Origin of the sequence: Nitrospirillum bahiense (assembly GCF_007828025.1) — a bacterium.
In the GTDB taxonomy this organism is placed as follows: domain Bacteria; phylum Pseudomonadota; class Alphaproteobacteria; order Azospirillales; family Azospirillaceae; genus Nitrospirillum; species Nitrospirillum amazonense.
This window is the reverse complement of the sequence record NZ_VITO01000019.1, coordinates 82,830-102,866: the sequence shown is the minus strand read 5'-3', so window position 1 is coordinate 102,866 and position 20,037 is coordinate 82,830. Positions and strand designations below refer to the sequence as shown.

Here is a 20,037-nt window from a genome sequence, read left to right as displayed (position 1 = left end):
TTAAGCATGCCGGGACCAGAATGCCGGGCATGGGGCCACCGTCGCGGCCGTTCGCCCGGGAAGAACAGTCAGAATGAAGCCGGTTCAGCGGTATCTGGGATTCGCGTTCGCCAATGCCGACCTGCTGATGGAGGTGGACGGCGACGGCGCTTTGCACTTCGCCGCCGGTGCCGCCCTGGCGCTGACCGGTTACAGCGACGCCGAACTGACGGGCCGCGCGTTGGCGGACCTGCTGGTGCCGGCCGACCGCGCCCTGGTGCGCCGGGTGCTGGACGCCCTGGGTGACAACGACCGCAGCAGCCCCCGGCCGGTGCGCCTGCGACGGCGGGACGGACGCGTGGTGGTCTGCGCCCTGGCCGCCTATCGCATGCAGGGCAGCCCCCTGTTGAGCGTCACCTTCTGCCAGCTGGCCGCCGGCGCGGCGGCATTGCCGGCGCCCCATGATGTGGATCCCGCGACCGAGTTGTTGACCCCGGCCGCCTTCGCCCAGGCGGCGGCCGTCAACTTCGCCCCCGGCGGCGTTGAGCCGCCGGCCTGTGCCGCCTTGACCCTGCTGGAGATGAACAACCTGGCCGAGATCCGCACCCGCCTGACGGCGGAGGCGGACGGCCAGCTGATGACCGAGATCGGCGCCGTTTTCCGCCAGCATGGCGGGGCGGTGGCCGGCCGGGTGGCCGACAACCGCTTCGGCGTCATGGCCCCCGCCAGCCTGGCGGAGCAGATCACCTGCGACATCGCCCGCATCGCCGCCGATTTGGGCCTGGACCAGCCGTTGGAAGTCGACGCCCGCACCCTGGACAGCAACAGCTTCGGCCTCAGCCGCGCCGACCGGTCGCGCCTGTTGCTGCACGCCCTGCGGCGCTTCGCCGAGGCGGGGGCGGGCGCGGTGGACATGCTGTCGGGCCAGTCAGCCGCCGCCGGTTTCGTCCAGGACGCCGTGGGATGCCTGGCCCGCCTGCGGGACGACCTGGGCGGCAACCGCCTGTCCCTGGTCTTTGAACCCATCGTCGACCTGAAGACCGGGCGCATGCACCATCTGGAGGTGCTGAGCCGCTTCAATGGCGACCGCCCCGGTTCCGTCATCACCCTGGCGGAAGAGCTGGGCGTCATCAACGACGTGGACATGCTGGTGTGCAGCCTGGCGATGCGCGAGCTGGAGACGGCCCCCCCGGACATCATCCTGGCGGTGAACCTGTCCGCCGTGTCCGTCGGCTCGGACCTGTTCATGCAGTCGCTGCTGGCGCAACTGAAGGCCCAGCCCGGCCTGTCGGGCCGCCTGATGTTCGAGGTGACGGAGACCGGCAACCTGGGGGATCTGGAAAGGGCGCGGAACGTCCTGGGCGCCGTGCGCCGCCTGGGCCATCCCCTCTGCCTGGATGATTTCGGCGTGGGCATGGCATCGTTCACCTACATTCGCGCGCTGGACTTCGACCATGTGAAGCTGGATGGCAGCTTCATCGCCAAAATGTGCGTGAACAAGCGGGAGGAGGCCATCGTGACCGGCATGCTGGCCCTATGCCGGGGCTTGGGCGTCACCGCCATCGCCGAGCATGTGGAGACCCCGGAACGATGCTGCGCCTGCGCGGCCTGGGGTGCGCCCTGGGCCAGGGCTGGCTGTTCTCCAGGGCGCTGAAGCGACCGCAGCGGATGGATGTGGATTTGCGTCCCCTGAGCCGCCCCTCAGGCTGGCGGCCCACGGTGATCGACGCCGGCGGCTGAGGCCACGGTTTGGTGATCGATCTGCTTTATCAGATAATATTCGCGCCGATTACTTGATGTGCGTCAAATAGGGTGACCAATACGAGAGAACAGTTGCGAAGAAGCCGGCGCGGGATTTTCATGGGGGCACAAAGGTGGAGGTGTCCCATGACCCAGTACAGCACCTATTCCCTCGTCTTGAGGGAGCACATCGCGGATCTCGATCCCCTCATCGACCGGTGGACCAGCGGGCATTTCCGGCTGACCGGCGCCGCCCATGACGAGGCCGAGGAATTCGTGGATCGTCTCAAGGATTTGCGGGCCGAACTGGTCAGCCGCATGAGCCGGCCGGATCTGGACGGCCGCACAGCGACCCAGGTCGCCGACGGCATGACGGTCCGCTAGCGGCGGCTCAGGAATTCCCCTCACCCGCGCTCCGCCCCCGGCGGCGGACGCGGGGGCGGGTGGTTTTGTGCCGCACGGTGTCCGATCCTCAGCGCGCCGGGTCGGCGGTCAGGCCCAGGTAGCGGTCGGCGCGGTGGTTCATGGCCACGATCATGTTGGCGACAACCGCGCCCATGACCGACAGGGCCAGGCGCTGCGGCGTCAGCACGAAGCAGGCGGCCGTCAGGATGGCCGCGTCCAGGCCCAGCTGGACATAGCCGGCGCGTATGCCGAACCGTTCCTGCAGGTACAGCGCCAGGATATTGATGCCGCCCAGCCCGATGCGGTGGCGGAACAGGATCAGCAGCCCCGTGCCGATCAGCCCGCCGCCAGCCAGTGCGGCATAGACCGGGTTCAGCACGGCGAAATCCACCCAGCCCGGCGTCAGCCGCGTTTCCACCGTGACCAGGCAGACGGCGGCGAAGGTGCGCGCCGTGAAGCGCCAGCCCATGCGCCGCCAGGCCAGGATGTAGAAGGGCAGGTTCAGCACGAAGAAGAACAGCCAGAATCCCTGGTCGGTCACATAGTGCAACAGCAGGGCCAGGCCGGCGATACTGCCCACCAGCAGCGTCGCCTTGGCATATAGCACGGTGCCCAGCGAGACGAGCAGCGTGCCGATGCCCAGCGCCGCCAGGTCCTCATAAGATTTGTGGTGTTGTTGATTGATTGAATTCATCATTTATAAACCGACGAATACTATGAATATCCTATCTTATATTGAAATGTTTTATAGTGTGGTCTTCAATAATCACACGGCAGATCATTTGGCCGGGAGGGATCGCCGGGCGCGCGGGTTGTCCGCCGTAGGTCATCGCTCCCCTGGCCAGGATCGTCCGCCGGACGTAGCCGGCCGCACCTAGTCGGACCGCATAGGGGCCGGGGGAGGTTACGGGCTTTCGGCGTAGGGGCCTTGAACCATTGCCCCGTTGCCGATCTTTCCGGCGTTTGAAAGGCTTGAGGGACGCATCACAGCAGGAGGAAAGCCATGAGCACGAACCAGAGCGCCGCGTACGCCCGCATCCTGCAGGAGCGCATCGCCGACCTGGATCCCCTGATCGAACGGTGGAGCAGCGACAGCCTGATCCTGACCGACACCGCCGGTGACGAGGCCGAGGAATATCTGGAACGGCTGAAGGTGGTGCGCGCGGAGATGGCCGGTCGCCTGGGCCGCCCGGACCTGGAGGTGCCCACCCCGGGCATCACCAACAGCATGCTGGCGCGCTGATCGCCGTCGGCGTGTCGTCTGGCACGAGGAAGCGGCCCGGACGCCTTCGCCCGGGCCGTTCGCCTTCTTACGGGCCCGCCTCCGGCAGTACCCCGCCGGCCGGCTGGCGCAAGACGGTCAGGCGGCAGTACAGCCAGCCCAAGGCCAGCAGGGCCACGAACACCCCGAACAGCAGCAGGTTGTAATAGACCATGGCCGCCAGGCACAGGCAGGCCAGGCCCAGCGCCACGGCCGGCGCCAGGGGATATCCCGGTGCCCGGAAGGGGCGCTGCATGTCCGCCGCGGTATGGCGCAGGCGAAACAGGCTGGCCATGCTGATGATGTACATGACGATGGCGCCGAACACCGACAAGGTGACGATGTTGGCCGTCAGCGGCTGGCCGCCGAAGGCCAGCACCTCGTCGGAAAAGATGGCGGCGATGCCCACCACGGCGCCCGCGAGGATGGCCCGGTGTGGCGTGCGTCGCGTGGGATGCAGGTGGCTCAAACCCGCCGGTAGGAAGCCCGCCCGGGCCAGCGCGAAGATCTGGCGGGAATAGCCCATGATGATGCCGTGGAAGCTGGCCACCAGACCGAACAGGCCGATCCACACCAGCATGTGCAGCCACCCGCTGTCCGCCCCCACCACCGCCTTCATGGCCTGGGGCAGGGGATCGTTGATGTTGGCCAGGTCGCGCCAGTCGCCCACCCCGCCGGCCAGCACCATGGTGCCGAAGGCCAGGACCACCAGCGTCAGGACGCCGGCGATATAGGCGCGGGGGATGGTGCGGGCGGGGTCCTTGGCCTCTTCCGCCGCCATGGCCGCGCCCTCGATCGCCAGGAAGAACCAGATGGCGAAGGGGATGGCGGCGAAGATGCCACCCAGGGCCGTGGCCGACAGGGGGCCGGCCTCACCCGACCAGCCGTGGGCGGCAAAGTTGCCCCAGGTGAAACCCGGCGACACCACGCCCATGAACACCAGCAGTTCGGCGATGGCCAGCAGGGTGACGCACAACTCGAACGTGGCAGCGATGGTGACGCCGGCGATGTTCAGCGCGGCGAAGACGACATAGGCGCCCACGGCCGCCAGCTTGGGGCTGAGGCCGGGGAACTGGACATTGAGGTAGGCGCCGATGGCGAGCGCGATGGCCGGCGGGGCGAAGACGAACTCGATCAGCGTGGCGTAGCCGGCGATGAAGCCGCCCAGCGGCCCGAAGGCGCGGTGGCTGTAGGCGAAGGGGCCACCGGCGTGCGGGATGGCGGTGGTCAGCTCGGTGAAGCTGAAGATGAAGGTGGTGTACAGCACCGCCACCAGGATGGTGGTGGCGAGGAAGCCCAGCGTGCCGGCCTGGGCCCAGCCATAGCTCCACCCGAAATACTCGCCGGAGATCACCAGCCCGACGGCGATGCCCCAGAGATGCCACCCGCCCAGGCTCTTGCTCAGCCCGGCCCCGTCCGCCGCCATGTCACCTGCCCCCAATGTCGTTTTCCGGACCAGTATGCCCAGGAAACCTCGGTGTGGGGGAGGGGGATTTGCCCGTGTTTTAGGCGAAGGCGAGAATGCCCAATGATTGGGCGTCGGTGGTGCCCGCCGTCAGTTGCGCCAGTTGCCGCCGCAGGGCGGCGTTCTCCTCCTCCAGCCGCGTCAGGCGGCGGCGTAGGTCGGATTCATCGGGCGCGCCGGCTTGGTCGCGCCGCCAGCGATAATAGGTCATGCGGCTGACGCCCAGGATGCGCGCCACGTCCACCACCTTCACGCCCTGCTCCAGCAGGCCATCGGCCTTGGCCAGGCACTGTGCGATCTCCTCGGCGGAATGATTCCGTTTCATTGCCCCTCTCCCGCTATTGGCCCTGTCCGTCCTCTCAAGCGCTATCGTTCCGTGCCGGCGCTCCACACCCGCCGCACGGTCAGGGCCTGCGACAGCTCCACGAAGTCCGCCCGCGCACCCGGCTTGATGCGGCCCAGATCGTCCAGCCCCAGGAAGGTGGCGGGCACGCGCGCCGCCATGGCCAGCGCCATCTCCGGCGCAACACCCATCAGGCGCACGGCCCCGCGCACGGCCGCCGCCATGTCGATGTCGGCCCCGGCCAGCACGCCGTCCGCCGTCACCAGCCGGCCGTCGCGGCGGTAGATGGTGTGGCCGTAGAGTTCGAAGCTGTCGACGTCGGTGCCGGTGGGCGACATGGCGTCGGTCACCAGGAACAGCCGGTCGGGTCCCTTGGCCGCCAAGGCCAGGCGCAGCACGGCGCCGTGGACGTGCACGCCATCGGCGATGATGCCGCACCAGCCGCGCGGGCTGGACAGGGCCGCCCCGGCGATGCCCGGTTCCCGATTCATCAGAGGGGGCATGGCGTTGAACAGATGGGTGAAGCCGGTCAGGCCGTGGTCCAGCGCGCTGTCGGTGCGGGCGTAGGTGGCGGCGGAATGGCCGCCGGCCAGGATGAGGCCGGCTTCCGCCAGCTGTGCCAGGGTCCCGTCGCTGACCACCTCGGGCGCCAGGGTCAGCAGCACGCGGCCCTGGGGGAAGCGCGCCGGCAGGCCCAGCAGGAAATCGATGTCCTCGTCGGTGGGCGCGCGGACATAGGCGGCCTCGTGCACGCCCCGGCGTTCCATGTTCAGGAAGGGGCCTTCCAGGTGGATGCCGACCACGCCGCCACCCGGTACTTGTGCTGCCTCGGCGGCCGCATCCACCGCCAGGCGCCACTTGCCGGCGGCATCCGTGATGAAGGTGGGCAGCAGCGACGTGGTGCCGAAGCGGCGGTGGGCGCTGGCGATGGCCAGGGCGGCCTCGACCGTCGGCGTCTCATTGAACAGCACGCCACCGCCGCCGTTCACCTGGGTGTCGACGAAGCCCGGCGCCAGCAGGCTGTCGGGCTCCAGCGCCACCTCTTCCACGGACGCCGGTGGCTGGGGCAGCAGGTCCAGCACACGTCCGTCCTCCACCAGGACGCCGATGCCCTCCAGTGTCTGATCGCCGGTGAAAACCGGGCACCCGTGGAAGAAAGTTCGCATCACACCGTCTCCGTCACCTTGCGCAGGTTGGGCGGCACGTCGGGGTCCAGGCCCCGGGCGCGCGCCACCTTGTGGATGGCCATGTAGAAGCTGGCGACCGCCGCCAGGGGACCCACCTCGGCCGGCAGGCCGGGCACCACGGGCAAGGCCTCGACACCGTCGATGCCGGTCTCGGTGGCTAGGATGGGGGCGCCCAGGCCTGCCGCCTTGGCCAGGGTGCCGCGCGTCACCTCCGCCGTCACGTCGTCCTGGGTCAGCGCCAGGATGGGGAAGCCGGGCCCCACCAGGGCGAAGGGGCCGTGCACCACCTCGGCGGCGCTGAATGCCTCGGCATGCAGGCGCGAGGTCTCCTTGCACTTCAGCGCGATTTCGGCCGCCGCACCGCTGCCGATGCCCCGGCCCAGGACATACAGGCCCGTGGCGAGCTCGAGCTGGCGCAAGGCCGGATACCAGTCCAGGGCCACCGCGGCGTCCAGCCAGCCGGGGACCCTGGCCACGGTATCCATCAGGCCGGCATCCTCCCGCCAATGGGCCACCAGCTGCAGGAAGGCGACGCAGGCGGTCAGGTAGGATTTGGTGGCGGCGACACTCTTCTCCGGCCCGGCGCACAGCGGGATGAAGACGTCGGCCAGTTCGGCCAGGGGGGAGGTCTCGTCATTCACGAAGCCCACCACCAGGGCGCCGCCGGCCTTGGCCGCCTCCGCCAGGCGCAGCAGGTCGGGGCTGCGGCCGGACTGGGACACCGCAACGAACAGCGCGCCCTCCATCTGCAGCGGCGCGTTGTAGAGCGAGATGACGGACGGCCCGACGGAGGCGACCGGCACGCCCACCCGGGTTTCGATCAGGTACTTGCCGTAGGCGGCGGCGTGGTCGCTGCTGCCCCGGGCGCAGGTGATGACCACCTTGGGCTTCAGCGCGCGCAGGCGGGCGCCCAGGTCGCGGAACAGGGGGGCGGCACGGTCGATCTGGCGGGCGCTGGCGGCACCGGACTCGGCGGCCTCAAGGGCCATCAGCGGGGTGGGTTTGGCGGCGGCGGTCATGATGGTTCCTGTGTGGCGATATCGGTGTGTGTCGTCATGCGGCGCGCTCCGCCGGGTGCCGGGCGGCGGCGCGGGCCAGATGCAGGCCGCCATCCAGGGCGTCGCCCCGCGCCGGCACCAGCAGGCGCCGGGCCCAGGGGGCCATCCACGGCTCGATCACCGGGGCCAGGCCGCCCATCAGGCAGACCTTGGGGGCGCCCAGGTCCACCAGGCGGCGGACGTGGGCGGTCAACTGGCCGGCGGCGACCTCCACCAGTTGAGTGGCCACGGGATCGCCGGCGGCGGCGAAATCCAGGGTCAGGGGCGCCAGGGTGCCGTAGTCGGCGGGCTTGGCCGTGCCGGCCCAGGCGACCACGGCGGCGGGATCACCTCCCAACCGCGTCAGCACATGCAGGGTGAAGGGCGTGTGGGGGGCCAGGCCGTCATGTCCGCGCAGGGCGGCGCGCGCCGCCTCCCGCCCCAGATGGGCGCCGCTGCCCTCATCCGACACCTCGAAGCCCCAGCCGCCCACCGGCCGGCCGACGCCGCCCACCAGGGCGTAGCCGATGCTGCCGGTGCCGGCGATCAGGATGGCGCCGTCCGCTCCGTCGAAGGCGCCCAGGCAGGCGGTGTGGGCATCGTTGCGGGCGGTCACGCCGGCGCAGCGGACGGGCGCGCCAGCCTCGACCGCGCGTTCATCCTCCACCCGGCAGATGCCGGCCAGGCCCAGGCCGACATGGGTGTAGGACAGGGCATCACGGTCCAGGCCGGCCTGGGCCAGCGCCTGGTCGCATGCGGCCAGGATGGCGGCCCAGCTGACGCCCAGGCCCAGCCGGATGTTGGCGGGGCCGCCCCGGCCCTCGCCCAGCCGGTCGCCGGCGGCGTTGGTCAGCCGCGCGCGGCAACCCGTGCCGCCGCCATCCACGCCCATATAGAGAAAGTCGCCCATGCCCAGACCCGTTCGTTTGCTGATGGTATGATACCAGATGTGGACCAGATCAGAAGATCGAGCTTTCGCTATTCGCATTCAGCTGCCTGATCTCATCCGCAAAATAACGCTGAAACCGTCAAAAATGGCGTACTGATATCATAAGAAACAATGCACTAACGCAGATCGTCCCGATGGCCATTCGTCGAGCCGCGAGACTCAGCTGTATAAGGCCAGGAAAAGACCACATCGGGATGGCGCTGCCGAAAGGGGCCAGTCGCAGCCGCCGCCGGATTGCGTCAGGATGGCCCCGGCACTCATGCGGCAACCCTTTCATCCACAGTCCGGGCCTGGTGCCCCGGACCCACGTAAACTAGGTTTCCCGGCCCTTCGCTCAGGCGCCGCACGGCGTCGGCGCGGCTGATCAGCGACCCTCCCGTGTCGAACGGCCGGTCGGCGTCGGGCACGGCCGACAGCAGCAGGCGGGTGTAGGGATGCCGGGGGCCGTCGATCACGGCCGCGGTGGGCCCGGATTCCACGACACGGCCCCGGAACAGCACCGCCGTCTCCTCCGCCACATAGCGGGCAGTGGCGATGTCGTGGGTGATGTACAGCAGGGCGATGCCCCGTTCGGCCTTCAGGCGCTGCAAGGTATCCAGCACGCTGAGGCGGATCGAGACGTCCAGCATGCTGGTGGGCTCGTCGGCGATGATCACGGCCGGCTTCACCGCCAGGGCACGGGCCAGGCTCACCCGCTGGCGCTGCCCGCCGGACAGCTCATGCGGGAAGCGGTGCAGCAGGGAGTCCGCGTCCAGCTCCACCTGGGTCAGCAGGGCGCGCACCTCGGCGCCCCGGCCGGCACGGTCCAGATCCGGCCGGTGCAGGGCCAGGGGGCGGGCCAGGTGATGGGCCACGGTGTGGGCGGGGTTCAGGGCGGCGAAGGGATCCTGGAACACCATCTGCACGACGCGGCGGTATTCCAGCAGCTCCCGCCGGCCGGACAGGCCGGTGACGTCGCGGCCCTGGAACAGGATGCGGCCGGACGTGGGCCGCAGCATGTGGGTCAGCAGCTTGGCGCAGGTGCTCTTGCCCGATCCGGACTCGCCCACCAGGGCCAGGGCGCGGCCAGGGTGCAAGGTCAGATCCACGCCATCCAGGGCCTTGGTCCCGTTGGCGAAAACCATGGAAAGCCTTTCGGTCTGAAGCACGGGCGTGGTCATGGCATCACCAGGTCGGGCTGGGCGCGGACGGGTTGGGCCGGGTGCAGCGGCGGAATGCTGTCCCACAGGCGGCGGGTATAGGGATGGTTCGCACCCTCTTTCCCTTCTCCGGCCGCGATGGCGGCGGGCGTGGTCAGTTCCACCAGCCGGCCCTGCAGCATCACACCCACCCGGTCGCAGAACTGGCTCATCAGCGCCAGGTCATGGGTGATGAACAGGACGGAGAAGCCCAGGCGGCGGCGCAGGTCGGCCACCTGTTCCAGGATCTCCCGCTGCACCACCACGTCCAGGGCGGTCGTCGGCTCATCCATGATGACCAGCTTGGGCTTCAGCGCCAGGGCCAGGGCGATCACCAGGCGCTGGCGCATGCCGCCGGAGAACTGGTGGGGATAATCGCGCAGCCGATCGGGGGAGATACCCACCAGGCGCAACAGGCCGGCGCTGCGCTCCGCCACCTCGGCCCTGTTGGTGATGCCGTGGGCGCGGAACATGTCGCGGAACTGGTCGGACAGGCGCAGCACGGGGTTCAGGGCGTTCATGGCGCTCTGCAGCACCACGCTGACCTCGCGCCAGCGCCACTGCCGCAACTCCTTCGGCGTCAGCGCCAGCACGTCGGTGTCGGCCAGGGTGACGCTGCCGCCGGTGACGTGGGCCGGCGGGCGGTGCAGGCGGGCGATGGCGAAGGCCAGCGTGCTCTTGCCCGATCCGGACTCGCCGGCCAGCCCCATGACCTCGCCGGCGCCCAGGTCGAAGGACACGCCGTCCACGGCGCGGGTGGCGCCTTGCGGTGTCGCGTAATCGACCGTCAGGCCGCGAACCTGAAGCAGGGGCGCGCTCATGCCATCGCCCGCAGCTTTAGGCGCAGGGTGCGCAGGCGGGGGTTGGCGACCTCATCCATGGCGAAGTTGATCAGCGACAGGCCGCTGCCGAACAGCACCAGGGCCAGGCAGGGGCAGGCGACCTCCCACCAGGCGCCCACCTGCAGGGCCGACGTGGTTTGGGCGTTGTACAGCATGGTGCCCCAGGAGACTTTCAGCGCGTCGCCCAACCCCAAGAACTCCAGGGTCGCCTCCGTCACCACGGCGTACAGCACGCTGCCGATGAGGTTGAAGCCGATGATGGATACCAGGTTGGGCAGCAGTTCGCAGGCCAGGATGCGCCAGGTGGGCTCACCCAGCAGCTCGGCGGCGTGGATGTAGTCGCGGCTGCGCAGGCCCTGGGTCTGGGCGCGGGTGACGCGCGCACCCCAGCCCCAGGCGGTGCCGGCGATGATCAGGGCAATGGTGGCGGGGCTGGCGGCCCCGATGAAGGCCGCCAGCACCAGCATCAGGGGCAGGTTGGGGATGACCAGCACCACATTGGTGATCAGGTTCAGCGCCTCATCCACCCGGCCGCCCAGGTAGCCGGCGGTCACCCCCACGACGGTGCCGATGGCGGTGATCATCAGGCCGGCCGACAGGCCCACCAGCAGCGAGGTGCGGGTGCCGTGGATGGTCTGGGCCAGCACGTCGCGGCCCATGCGGGTGGTGCCCATGAGGTGCGTGGCGCTGGGCGCCTCATGCGGGCGGCCCACGCGCTGGTTGGGGCCGGCGGGCGCCACCAGCGGCCCGAACACCGCCAGCGCCAGGAAGAACGCCACGATGCCGGCGCCGATGCTGGCCTTGCGGTTGGCGAGAAGCGAGGTGAAGAAGGCGCGCATGGCGCTCAGGCCCTCCGCAGGCGGGGATCCAGGGCCAGGCACAGCAGATCCGCCGCGAAGTTCGCCGTCAGCATGGCCAGCGTCATGAGCATGAGCTGGCCCTGGATCAGGGGATAGTCGCGGGCGGTGATGCCCTGGTACAGGGTGTAGCCCAAGCCCGGATAGTTGAAGACGATTTCGGTGATCAGCGCCCCACCGAAGGTGGCGCCCAGGGTCATGGCGAAACTGGTGACGGTGGGCAGCAGGGCGTTGCGCGCGGCATAGGCGGTGCGCACGCGCCCGTCCGACAGGCCCTTGGCCGTGGCCAGGGTGATGTAGTCCTCGCCCAGCAGGTTGATCATGCTGTTGCGCATGGTGACCAAGTAGCCGCCGATCTGGGCCACCACCAGGGTCAGGATGGGCAGGGCCGCGTGCACCAGCACGCTGCCGATGAAGGCCAGGGTGAAGCCGGGGTCCAGCTCCGGCGCCCAGGCGTAGCCGGTGGGCAGCCACTTCAGCCGGATGCTCAGCACGAACAGCGCGACCAGCGAGGTCACCAGCGGCGGCACCGCCTGGATCATCAGCGCCGCCGGCGCGCCGAAACTGTCGAAGGCCCCGCCCCGCCGCCAGGCGGCGCGGATGCCCAGCGCCGACCCCAGCAGGAAGGCGATGAGGGAGGATGTCAGGACCAGCAGCAGCGTCCAGGGCAGGGCTTGCATCAGCACGGCGTTGACTGTCAGCGGGTGGAAGCGCACCGACAGGCCCAGGTCGAAGGTGAAGACGCTGGCCAGATACCGGCCGAACTGCACCGGCCAGGGCCCGTCGACGAAGCCGAAGGTGGCCTTCAGCGCCTCCAGGCTTTCCGGCGGCAGCACGGTCCCCGCCTGGGCGAACATGATGTCGACCGGGTTGCCGGGCATGAGCCGCGGCAGCAGGAAGTTGAAGATCGCGGCCACGACGAAGGCAACGACATAGAACCCGGCCCGGCGGAGCAGGAAGGACATGGGATATCAGCCTTGGCCTTGAGTGTCTGAGGGACCGCCCGAAAGCGTCCAGTCATCTGACGAGGGGCGGCGGGATCACCCGCCGCCGGCGGAGGGGATGGGCGGTGCCGCCGCTGCGGCCTGGCCCTTCACCGGTTCCAGCGCCAGCAGGTGCAGCAGGCGTTCGGGTGTGCCGTCGAAGACGTCGGGTCGGGCCACGGGGTTGTCGGCATTGAACCAGCCCTTGAAGCGGCGGGTGTTGTATTCGTACCAGGTGGGGTTGCTGAACAGCGGCACGTAGGGGCTGTTGGCCGCCACGATCATCTGCACCTTGTCCATGGCGCGGCGCTGCTCCGTCGGGTCGATGGTGGCCACGAAGGCGTCCAGCGCGCTGTCCAGGTCGGGGTCGGTGAAGCGGGTGGGGGCGAAGCGCGTCTTGCCGCTGTAGCGGGAATGGAAGCCGGTGTCGAAGCTGCGGTAGGGCGTTTCCCCCGGGAACAGGCCATTGATGGCCATGTCGTAATCGCCGCTGATCAGCTTCTGCGCCCAGGACGCCGGCTCCACGGTGGAAACGCGCACGTTCAGGCCCAGGGCGTTCAGGCTTTCCGCCACCAGCTGGGTGGAATTGACCCAGTCGGTCCAGCCGGTGGGCACCAGGATGTCGAAGGCGATGGGGCTGCCGTCGGCATTGTCGATATAGCCGTCACCGTTGACGTCGCGGAAACCGCTCTCCGCCAGCAGGGCCTGGGCGCCGTTCTTGTCGAAATGGGCATAGCGGCCGTACTGGCGCTCGGCTTCCGGGTTCACCCAGTCCTGATAGGTGCGGCCGATGCCGCTGGCATACTCGTTGACCTCGGGATAGCCATAGCCGGCGATGTCCACGATGGCGCGCCGGTCCACCGCCATGCTGACGGCACGGCGGAAATTGACGTTGCGGAAGGCGGCGCGGTTGCCGCGCGAAGGGCTGTTCAGGTTGATGTCGATGGCGACCGTGCCGCCCGGCGGGAACCAATAGCGGTGGTGCTTGGGATCGGCCGCCACATAGGTGCGCTCGATATCCGGCAGGAAGGCGCCGAACCAGTCCAGCCGCCCTTCGGCGGCGGCGGTCAGCAGCTGCTCGTTGTTGCGCACCTGGGGGAAGCTCATGCAGTCGACCTTCAGGTCGGCGCCGTCCCAGTAGTTGGGGTTGCGGCACTGCACGTAGACCTGGGGGGTGAAGCGCTTCACCTCCGTCATCGGGCCGGTGCCCACCGGCGTGTCGTTGGTGAAGGTCACGGGATCCGCGACCTTGGACCAGACATGGCGGGGCACCACCGGCACGCGCACAATCTCGAACACGATGCTGGTGTTCACCTTCTTCAGGGTGAAGACCACGGTGTGGGCATCGACCGCCTCCACCGCCGCGACGCGGTTGCCCATGTCCAGCGTGTCCAGCGCCCGGAACCGGCGCAGCAGGTCGAAGGTGTAGGCGACATCGGCGGCGGTGAAGGGCTGGCCGTCCGACCACTGCACCCCGTCGCGCAGCTTGAAGGTCAGCTTCAACAGGTCGGGGGAGAAGGCGTAGTCCGTGGCCAGGCGGTATTCGGGGCGCCCGCCGTACATGGAATTGAAGACCACCAGCGGCTCATAGATGAACTCGCGCACGCTGGGCAGGCGGCTCGTCTCATTGAACGGATTGAAGTTGCGCACCCAGCCGCTGGACATGGCAGCCAGCACCGTCAGCGTCGCCGGTGCAGCCTGGCCTTCCGGCGCCGCGATGGGCGCGGTCGCTGTCGGCGCCGCCAGCGCCGTGGCGGCCAGGGCCAGGGCAACCCCCGTGATGGAAACGAAACGTCGGATCAAGGCCGTCCCCAAAGGTACTGAAGCTCCCGGACTGGAGCGCCGCTGGACTCTAATCGGTCTCTGGCGCCCCGTCCCGCCTTTCACTGTCGCCGCCCGGGCCGCCCCAGGCCAGGGCGCAAACTCGTCAGTTTCGTCAGAGCGCCGTTTACGCCAGCTGGGCTGCCAGGTCGCGGGCGGCCGCGGCCACGTCGTCGATCAGGCCGCCGGGGGTGCCGTGGGCGGGCACGGCCGTGCGGGTCAGGCGCGCCAGGCTGTCGGGCGTCAGGGGGCGGGCGGCAGCCGCGATGGGCCGCCACTCGTCCACATCGCCATGGCTGGACAGGCAGATGTCGATGCCCGAGGCCAGCACGGCGGCGCAGCGCTGGGCCAGGGTGCCGGCCAGCGCCTCCATATAGATGCAGTCGGAAATCAGCACGCCGCCGAAGCCGATGCGGCCGCGGATCACCTGCTCCACCACCAAAGGGGAGATGGAGGCGGGGCGGGCGGTGTCCACCGCGCTGAACACGATGTGCGCCACCATGGCCCAGGGGCCCGGACCCTGTATCGCCCCTTGGGCCAGCCGGCGGAAGGGCAGGAAGTCGCTGTCGGCCAGGGTGTCCAGGTCGGTATCCACCACCGGCAGGCGCTCGTGGCTGTCCACCATGGCGCGGCCGTGGCCGGGGATGTGCTTGATGATGGGGGTGACGCCGGCGGCGATCATGCCGGCCATGAAGGCGCCGGCCAGTTCCGCCACCTCGCCCGGCTTGTCGCTGAAGGCGCGGTCGCCGATGACCTCATGGCTGCCCGGCACGGGCACGTCGGCCAGGGGGGCGCAATCGACGGATATGCCATGCTGGCGCAACAGGCTGCCGATGGCCGCGCCATCCAGATGGGCCGCCGCCAGCCCGGCCGCGCGGTCGCGGCGATACAGGGCGCCGATACGGGCGGGTGGGGGGAAGGCCGGCCACACCGGCGGGTCCATGCGCTGGTGCTGCCCGCCCTCATGGTCGATCAGGATAGGGGCGTCGGCGCGGCCCACGGCGTCGCGGAAATCGTCGCACAGGCGGCGCAGCTGATCGGGTGTACCGCAGTTGCGCTTGAACAGGATCAGGCCCAGCGGGTCGGCATCGCGGAAGAAGGCCTTCTGGTCGGCCGTCATCTCCAGCCCCGGCACCCCGAAGACGACGGCGAGCGGCGGTTGGCGGATGCTTACGGTCATGGGACGTCACCTTTTCTGATGCTGGTTCTGATGCTGGGCGCGGGTGTGGCCGGGCCCGCGGCGCGGGCGGGGCGCCGGAAGCGGTGGGGGGCGGAAAATCGAGGAAATCCGCGCCTCGGCGGGCCGGTCGCGGTCCCTGGCAGGGGAGCCCGGGCAGGCCCTGGCGATCAAGGCCCGCTTTGCGGATTGACGAAATTGACGGTATGCTCGCAGCCGTGCGCCGGTAAAGCCGATTTAAAAACAGTGATGTCGGTGGATTTGGATGTATTCCTGTCCCCATCAAAAAACAGGGGGTGATCGGGGTGGTCGGGTTTGAGAGGTGGGCTATCAAGGCGCCGGCCAGCCTCGTCACGCTTGCGGTGCTGCTCTGCCTGTCGCTGATGACGGCGCTGTACGCCGTCATGGATCGCACCGACACGGCCGTGGCCACCGCCCGCGACATGGCCGCCCATGATCTCGGCATCCTGTACGAATCCGCGCGCGACCAGAGTGCCGCCTTCTCCAGCACCAGCTTCATCGGCTACAGCGTGGGCCGTTATTACGGCTTCGCCTCCGCCTTCGCGCAGATTTCCCCCAATCCCGAGCGGGCCGCCGCCCTATTGCGTACCGCCTTCGCGCAGGGCGACGCGCAGCAGCAGGGCGCCTCTTCCGCGCTCGCCCCCTATATGGCTGTGCACGACCGCTTCCACGCCAGCTTCGTGGACATGATCGGCTCGTCCGTCTTCAACGACCTCTACCTCATCGACCGCCTGGGCCGCGTGGTCTACAGCCTGCGCAAGGACGGCGCATTCGGCCAGGACCTGAACGACGCCCGCGCCCGCGACACCCCGCTGGGCGAGGTGTTCCGCGAGATCATGGCCCGGCTGCAGAAGGTGGACGACCCCACCCAGGTGCTGGTGGTGACGCCGCCCAAGGATCTGGATGGCGCCACCGCCAGCGATGGTCCGGAGGGAATAGGCATGCTGGTGGCCCGGCCGGTGGTGCGCCATGGCTCGGTGGAGGGTGTCGTGGCCTTCCGTCTGCCGCTGGCCACGGTGGACCGCCGCCTGGGCACCCTGGCGCGCCAGGGTGTCGGCTTTACGCTGATCGATGCCGGCGGGCACCCGGCGGACCAGCCGGCGTCGGCCCGTGGCCTGTCTCCTTATGGTGTGTACGGCGTGCCCGGATCGCCGTGGCAGTTCCAGGTGCTGTCCAGCGGCTGGGCCCTGTCGGGCTGGCTGGGCTGGTGGACCTGGGGCCTGACCCTGGTGAGCGCCGCCGCCGGTGGCTGGACCTGGCGCCAGTCCCGCCGCGCCGTGCCCAAGGCCCCTGCGGTGACTCAGGCGCTGGTTCCCGTGACGCCGCCCGTCGTGGTGCCAGCCCCCGTCACCCCGCCGCCCGTGGTCGCCGCCGTCGCGCCGGTCCCCGAACCGGTGCTGGAGGCGGCAATGCCGGCGCCCGCCCCGGTGCTGGAGGTCGAGCCTGCCAACGACCTGGACGCCAATGAGGAGTTCCGCCGCTGCATCGTCGACGTCATGACCCTGGCGCTGGACTTCTGGCACCACGCCAAGCGCAAGGGGAAGATCGAGCTGGCGGAGGAAAGCGGGCTGTGGCGCGTCTACATGGATCGCAGCTCGCTGCAGACCCGCACGCTGGACAAATATCTGCTGGTGGAAACGCTGCCCCGCAACCCCCGCTGGCGCGACGTGGTGCGCACGGCGGAATTCGTGCTGCGGCATTGTCCCGACGCGGGTGTGGAGCGGGAGGGGGTGCGCGAGGCCCTGGGCCGGCTGAAACAGCACCTGCGGCATGCCGAGCGCATATAGCGTCGCCCAATCCGCCGCCCAGTCCATAAGTAATACATTGTAATGTTACAGATTTCGCCGGCGCCGACAGTCAAAATCCCCGATTTTGCCGTCATTTTCGACATTCTGCCGGAACCAGCCTTTCGCCCCCGCCCCCCTCTCATGCCTGATATGCCGGAACGCACGGTCACCCCGGGTTGCCCCGGTGGGCTCCCCAATCGGGCAAGAGGGGGTTGGCGGTGTCTGGTTCCAGGCGTGGCGCCGTCGGTTGGGTCCGATGGTTGGCCGCGCCGGTAAACACAAAAGTGGGCCAGAGGAGGGTTTGATGGGTTTTGGGAGAAAGATGCTGCGCGGTTCCGCCAGCGTGGTGGCGGTGCTGGCCATGTCGGCCACGGCCTATGCGGCCGACGCGCCCGCCCCGGCGGCGGACTCCAGCCTTGATGAAATCGTGGTGACGGGCTTCCGCAAGTCCATTCAGGACAGCATCGATGTGAAGCGCGACAAGACAGCCGTGGTCGATGTGGTCAGCGCGGAAGACATCGGCAAGCTGCCCGACAAGAACGTGGCCGACGCGCTGCAGCGCGTGCCCGGCGTCATGATCCAGTCCGCCGCCTCGGGCGAAGGCGGCTTCGACGAGGCCGACCGCGTCAGCATTCGCGGCTCCAGCCCCTCGCTGACCAACACCACCATCAACGGCCATGGCGTGGCCACCGGCGACTGGTTCCTGCTGGACCAGTTCTCCACCGTTGGCCGCTCGGTCAGCTTCTCGCTGCTGCCGTCGGAAATCGTCGATAAGACCCTGGTCTACAAGAGCCAGCAGGCCGACCTGGTCGAGGGCGGCGTCGCCGGCTCCATCGACATCCTGACCCGCAAGCCGCTGGACTTTAAGGACAACTTCACCGCCGCCGCCGATATCGAGGGCGTCTACGGTGACATGGCCGAGAAGGTGTCGCCGCAGTTCAATGGCCTGGTGTCCTGGAAGAACAAGTCCAACACCTTTGGCGTCCTGGCGCAGGCCTTCTATGAGGAACGCGACGTCCAGCGCGAGGGCCAGGAAGTCCTGGGCTATTCGCAGTTCGCCGCCACCGACGCCGCCGTCAAGGCGCACCCGGAACTGAACGGCGTCTATTACCCTACCCTGATCGGTTCCGCCCTGTTCCAGCAGAAGCGCAAGCGCATGGGCGGCGACATCGACGTGGAGTTCACGCCGACCGACAAGCTGACGGTGGACATCAACGGCTTCTACTCGCACATGGACGCCGATAACTCCAACCGCAACTTCATGTACTGGGGGTCCAGCATCTTCTCGACGCAGCAGGCGGTGCCCACCGCCTACACCGTCAAGAACAACACCCTGACCTCGGCCACCACGCCGTCGGTGACCAACGCCATCGTCTACGACCAGATCTCTCGCCCCGGCGCCTCGGCCGAGACGTCCTACATCGACGCCGATGTGACCTACCAGGCGACCGACCGCCTGAGCTTCACCGGCAAGGTCGGCTACACCTATGGCCTGGGCGACACGCCCAGCGAGCCGGCGTATGAGGCGGTGGCCGCCTCGTCCGCCAGCTACGCCCTGAACGGCCTGTCGGCCCCCGCCACCGTCAATTTCGGCATTCCCACCGGCACCCAGAACGGCAATTACGCCACCGGCTGGGCCTGGACCGACGTGCTGACCGCCGTGGACCAGGAGTATTACGGCCAGCTGGACGCCAAGTACGACGTCAAGTCCGGCATATGGGACTCGGTGAAGGCCGGCGTGCGCGTCAGCGCCCACCAGCGCAACACCCAGTTCAAGGTCGATGGCGGCTGCTGCGCCAACGGTGGCTGGGGCGTGGCCACGCCCTCGTCCAGCGGCACCTATCCCGCCGGCTTCGGTTCCAACCTGGGCGGTCCCGTCCTCACCAACATCTGGACCCTGTCGAACGACCAGATCGCCGCCTTCTTCAATTCCTACGGCATCGGCAACGCCGACCCCATCAACGGCGCCGACGGCACCTCACGCTATTACTGGCCGGGTTCGTTCAAGGTGTCGGAGACCGACAGCGCCGCCTATGTCATGGCCAATGTCGGCGGCGCCGGCTGGTCGGGCAACTTCGGCGTCCGCTTCGTCGATACCAACCTGACCAGCCTGGTGTACTTCGCCTCCACCGCCGGGGCGCCGGGGGCCATCAACACCTCCGCCTTCGGCCCCTACGTGCCGACCAACATCAGCCACGACTACGTCAACGTGCTGCCCAGCGCCAATCTGAAGCTGGAGGTGACGGACGACGTGGTGGCCCACCTGGCGGTGGCCAAGACCATGGCGCGGCCCGACTACAGCGCGCTGGGCGGTTCGGTCAGCCTGAACGACGTGGCCTCCTCCGGCTCGGGTGGCAACCCCGACCTGAAGCCCATCGAGTCCACCAACTACGACGCGTCGCTGGAATGGTACTACGGCCCGCAGTCCCTGCTGTCGTTCGCCGTGTTCTACAACGACATGAACTCGTACGTGACCTACGGCGTCACGCCGCAGACCTTCTATTCCGACTTCTACAAGGCCAACCACACCTACCAGGTGACCCATCCGTTCAACACCTCGGCCAAGAACCGCGGCTTTGAACTGGCGATCCAGCAGCCGATCTACGGCGGCTTCGGCGTCCAGGCCAACTACACCTACGCCTACGGCACCGAGGAGAGTGGCGCGCCCATGATCGGCAACTCCCGTCACACCTACAACCTGACGGGTTATTACGAGAACGACTGGATCAGCGCCCACCTGTCCTACACCTTCCGCTCGCACTTCGTGGTGGGCTTGGATCGCAGCACCCTGGAAAACCAGGATGACTTCGGCACCCTGGACGCGTCGGTCAACATACCGGTCAATGACTACCTCAGCCTGACCTTCTCGGCCCTGAACATCACGGACGAGCTGATGAAGTACTACGCCAACAACACTGACCAGCCGCGTGCCATCTACGACAACGGCCGTCAGTACTACTTCGGCGCCCACTTCAAGTACTGAGGTTCATGAGTGTGTGGCGGCC

Annotated in this window: 17 protein-coding genes; 5 read left to right on the top strand and 12 right to left on the bottom strand. The window is 68.6% G+C overall.

The annotated features are described in order from the left end of the window. Positions 1–73 precede the first annotated feature (73 nt). Together FBZ88_RS23130 and FBZ88_RS23125 are read left to right on the top strand one after the other, a co-directional pair. Positions 74–1,633: an EAL domain-containing protein gene (locus tag FBZ88_RS23130; protein ID WP_145619449.1), complete on the top strand. Its 1,560-nt coding sequence runs from the start codon at positions 74–76 to the stop codon at positions 1,631–1,633. Positions 1,634–1,866: 233 nt separating this feature from the next. Continuing rightward, positions 1,867–2,103, top strand: coding sequence for a hypothetical protein (locus FBZ88_RS23125; RefSeq protein ID WP_145619448.1), 237 nt, complete (start codon positions 1,867–1,869; stop codon positions 2,101–2,103). Between the two features lie 88 nt (positions 2,104–2,191). Here FBZ88_RS23125 and FBZ88_RS23120 read toward each other — a convergent pair whose 3' ends face one another. Next, on the bottom strand, positions 2,192–2,821 hold the full coding sequence (locus FBZ88_RS23120; RefSeq protein WP_145619447.1) for a YitT family protein: 630 nt from the start codon (positions 2,819–2,821) through the stop codon (positions 2,192–2,194). 306 nt (positions 2,822–3,127) lie between these two features. On the opposite strand from FBZ88_RS23120, the gene FBZ88_RS23115 reads away from it, so the two are divergent. Then, on the top strand, positions 3,128–3,367 hold the full coding sequence (locus FBZ88_RS23115; RefSeq protein ID WP_040846647.1) for a hypothetical protein: 240 nt from the start codon (positions 3,128–3,130) through the stop codon (positions 3,365–3,367). Between the two features lie 67 nt (positions 3,368–3,434). Here FBZ88_RS23115 and eat read toward each other — a convergent pair whose 3' ends face one another. From eat to FBZ88_RS23060, 11 genes are all read right to left on the bottom strand, one after another. Then, positions 3,435–4,811 carry an ethanolamine permease gene (eat, locus tag FBZ88_RS23110; RefSeq protein WP_145619446.1) on the bottom strand — a complete coding sequence of 459 codons (1,377 nt, stop codon included), beginning with the start codon at positions 4,809–4,811 and terminating at the stop codon, positions 3,435–3,437. Positions 4,812–4,890: 79 nt separating this feature from the next. After that, the gene (locus FBZ88_RS23105) at positions 4,891–5,175 is read right to left on the bottom strand and encodes a transposase (protein ID WP_145619445.1); all 285 of its coding nucleotides are present in this window, start codon (positions 5,173–5,175) and stop codon (positions 4,891–4,893) included. 41 nt (positions 5,176–5,216) lie between these two features. Further along, a complete protein-coding gene (gene nagA, locus FBZ88_RS23100; RefSeq protein ID WP_246138819.1) occupies positions 5,217–6,359 on the bottom strand; it encodes an N-acetylglucosamine-6-phosphate deacetylase in 1,143 nt (380 codons plus the stop codon). After that, positions 6,359–7,399: an SIS domain-containing protein gene (locus FBZ88_RS23095; RefSeq protein WP_145619443.1), complete on the bottom strand. Its 1,041-nt coding sequence runs from the start codon at positions 7,397–7,399 to the stop codon at positions 6,359–6,361. Before FBZ88_RS23095 ends, nagA begins: the two co-directional genes overlap by 1 nt. 34 nt (positions 7,400–7,433) lie before the next feature. Further along, positions 7,434–8,327 (bottom strand): glucosamine kinase nucleotide-binding domain-containing protein, encoded by an 894-nt coding sequence (locus FBZ88_RS23090; protein WP_145619442.1) that lies wholly within the window; start codon positions 8,325–8,327, stop codon positions 7,434–7,436. A 296-nt stretch (positions 8,328–8,623) separates the two neighbouring features. Beyond that, a complete protein-coding gene (locus FBZ88_RS23085; protein WP_145619441.1) occupies positions 8,624–9,526 on the bottom strand; it encodes an ABC transporter ATP-binding protein in 903 nt (300 codons plus the stop codon). Next, complete coding sequence (locus FBZ88_RS23080; RefSeq protein WP_145619440.1) at positions 9,523–10,365, bottom strand: ABC transporter ATP-binding protein; 843 nt, start codon at positions 10,363–10,365, stop codon at positions 9,523–9,525. Before FBZ88_RS23080 ends, FBZ88_RS23085 begins: the two co-directional genes overlap by 4 nt. Beyond that, positions 10,362–11,225, bottom strand: coding sequence for an ABC transporter permease (locus FBZ88_RS23075; protein ID WP_145619439.1), 864 nt, complete (start codon positions 11,223–11,225; stop codon positions 10,362–10,364). The genes FBZ88_RS23080 and FBZ88_RS23075 overlap by 4 nt, the downstream gene beginning before the upstream one ends. 5 nt (positions 11,226–11,230) lie before the next feature. Beyond that, on the bottom strand, positions 11,231–12,208 hold the full coding sequence (locus tag FBZ88_RS23070) for an ABC transporter permease (RefSeq protein ID WP_145619438.1): 978 nt from the start codon (positions 12,206–12,208) through the stop codon (positions 11,231–11,233). Positions 12,209–12,283: 75 nt separating this feature from the next. Next, complete coding sequence (locus tag FBZ88_RS23065; protein ID WP_246138818.1) at positions 12,284–14,029, bottom strand: ABC transporter substrate-binding protein; 1,746 nt, start codon at positions 14,027–14,029, stop codon at positions 12,284–12,286. A gap of 145 nt (positions 14,030–14,174) precedes the next feature. After that, on the bottom strand, positions 14,175–15,227 hold the full coding sequence (locus tag FBZ88_RS23060) for a glycoside hydrolase family 3 N-terminal domain-containing protein (protein ID WP_145619437.1): 1,053 nt from the start codon (positions 15,225–15,227) through the stop codon (positions 14,175–14,177). 302 nt (positions 15,228–15,529) lie between these two features. Here FBZ88_RS23060 and FBZ88_RS23055 point away from each other — a divergent pair, with 302 nt between their 5' ends. Both FBZ88_RS23055 and FBZ88_RS23050 read left to right on the top strand, forming a co-directional pair. Further along, positions 15,530–17,032 carry a hypothetical protein gene (locus FBZ88_RS23055; protein ID WP_145619436.1) on the top strand — a complete coding sequence of 501 codons (1,503 nt, stop codon included), beginning with the start codon at positions 15,530–15,532 and terminating at the stop codon, positions 17,030–17,032. Between the two features lie 322 nt (positions 17,033–17,354). Beyond that, positions 17,355–20,015 carry a TonB-dependent receptor gene (locus FBZ88_RS23050; RefSeq protein ID WP_186464569.1) on the top strand — a complete coding sequence of 887 codons (2,661 nt, stop codon included), beginning with the start codon at positions 17,355–17,357 and terminating at the stop codon, positions 20,013–20,015. The last annotated feature ends 22 nt before the right edge of the window (positions 20,016–20,037 follow it).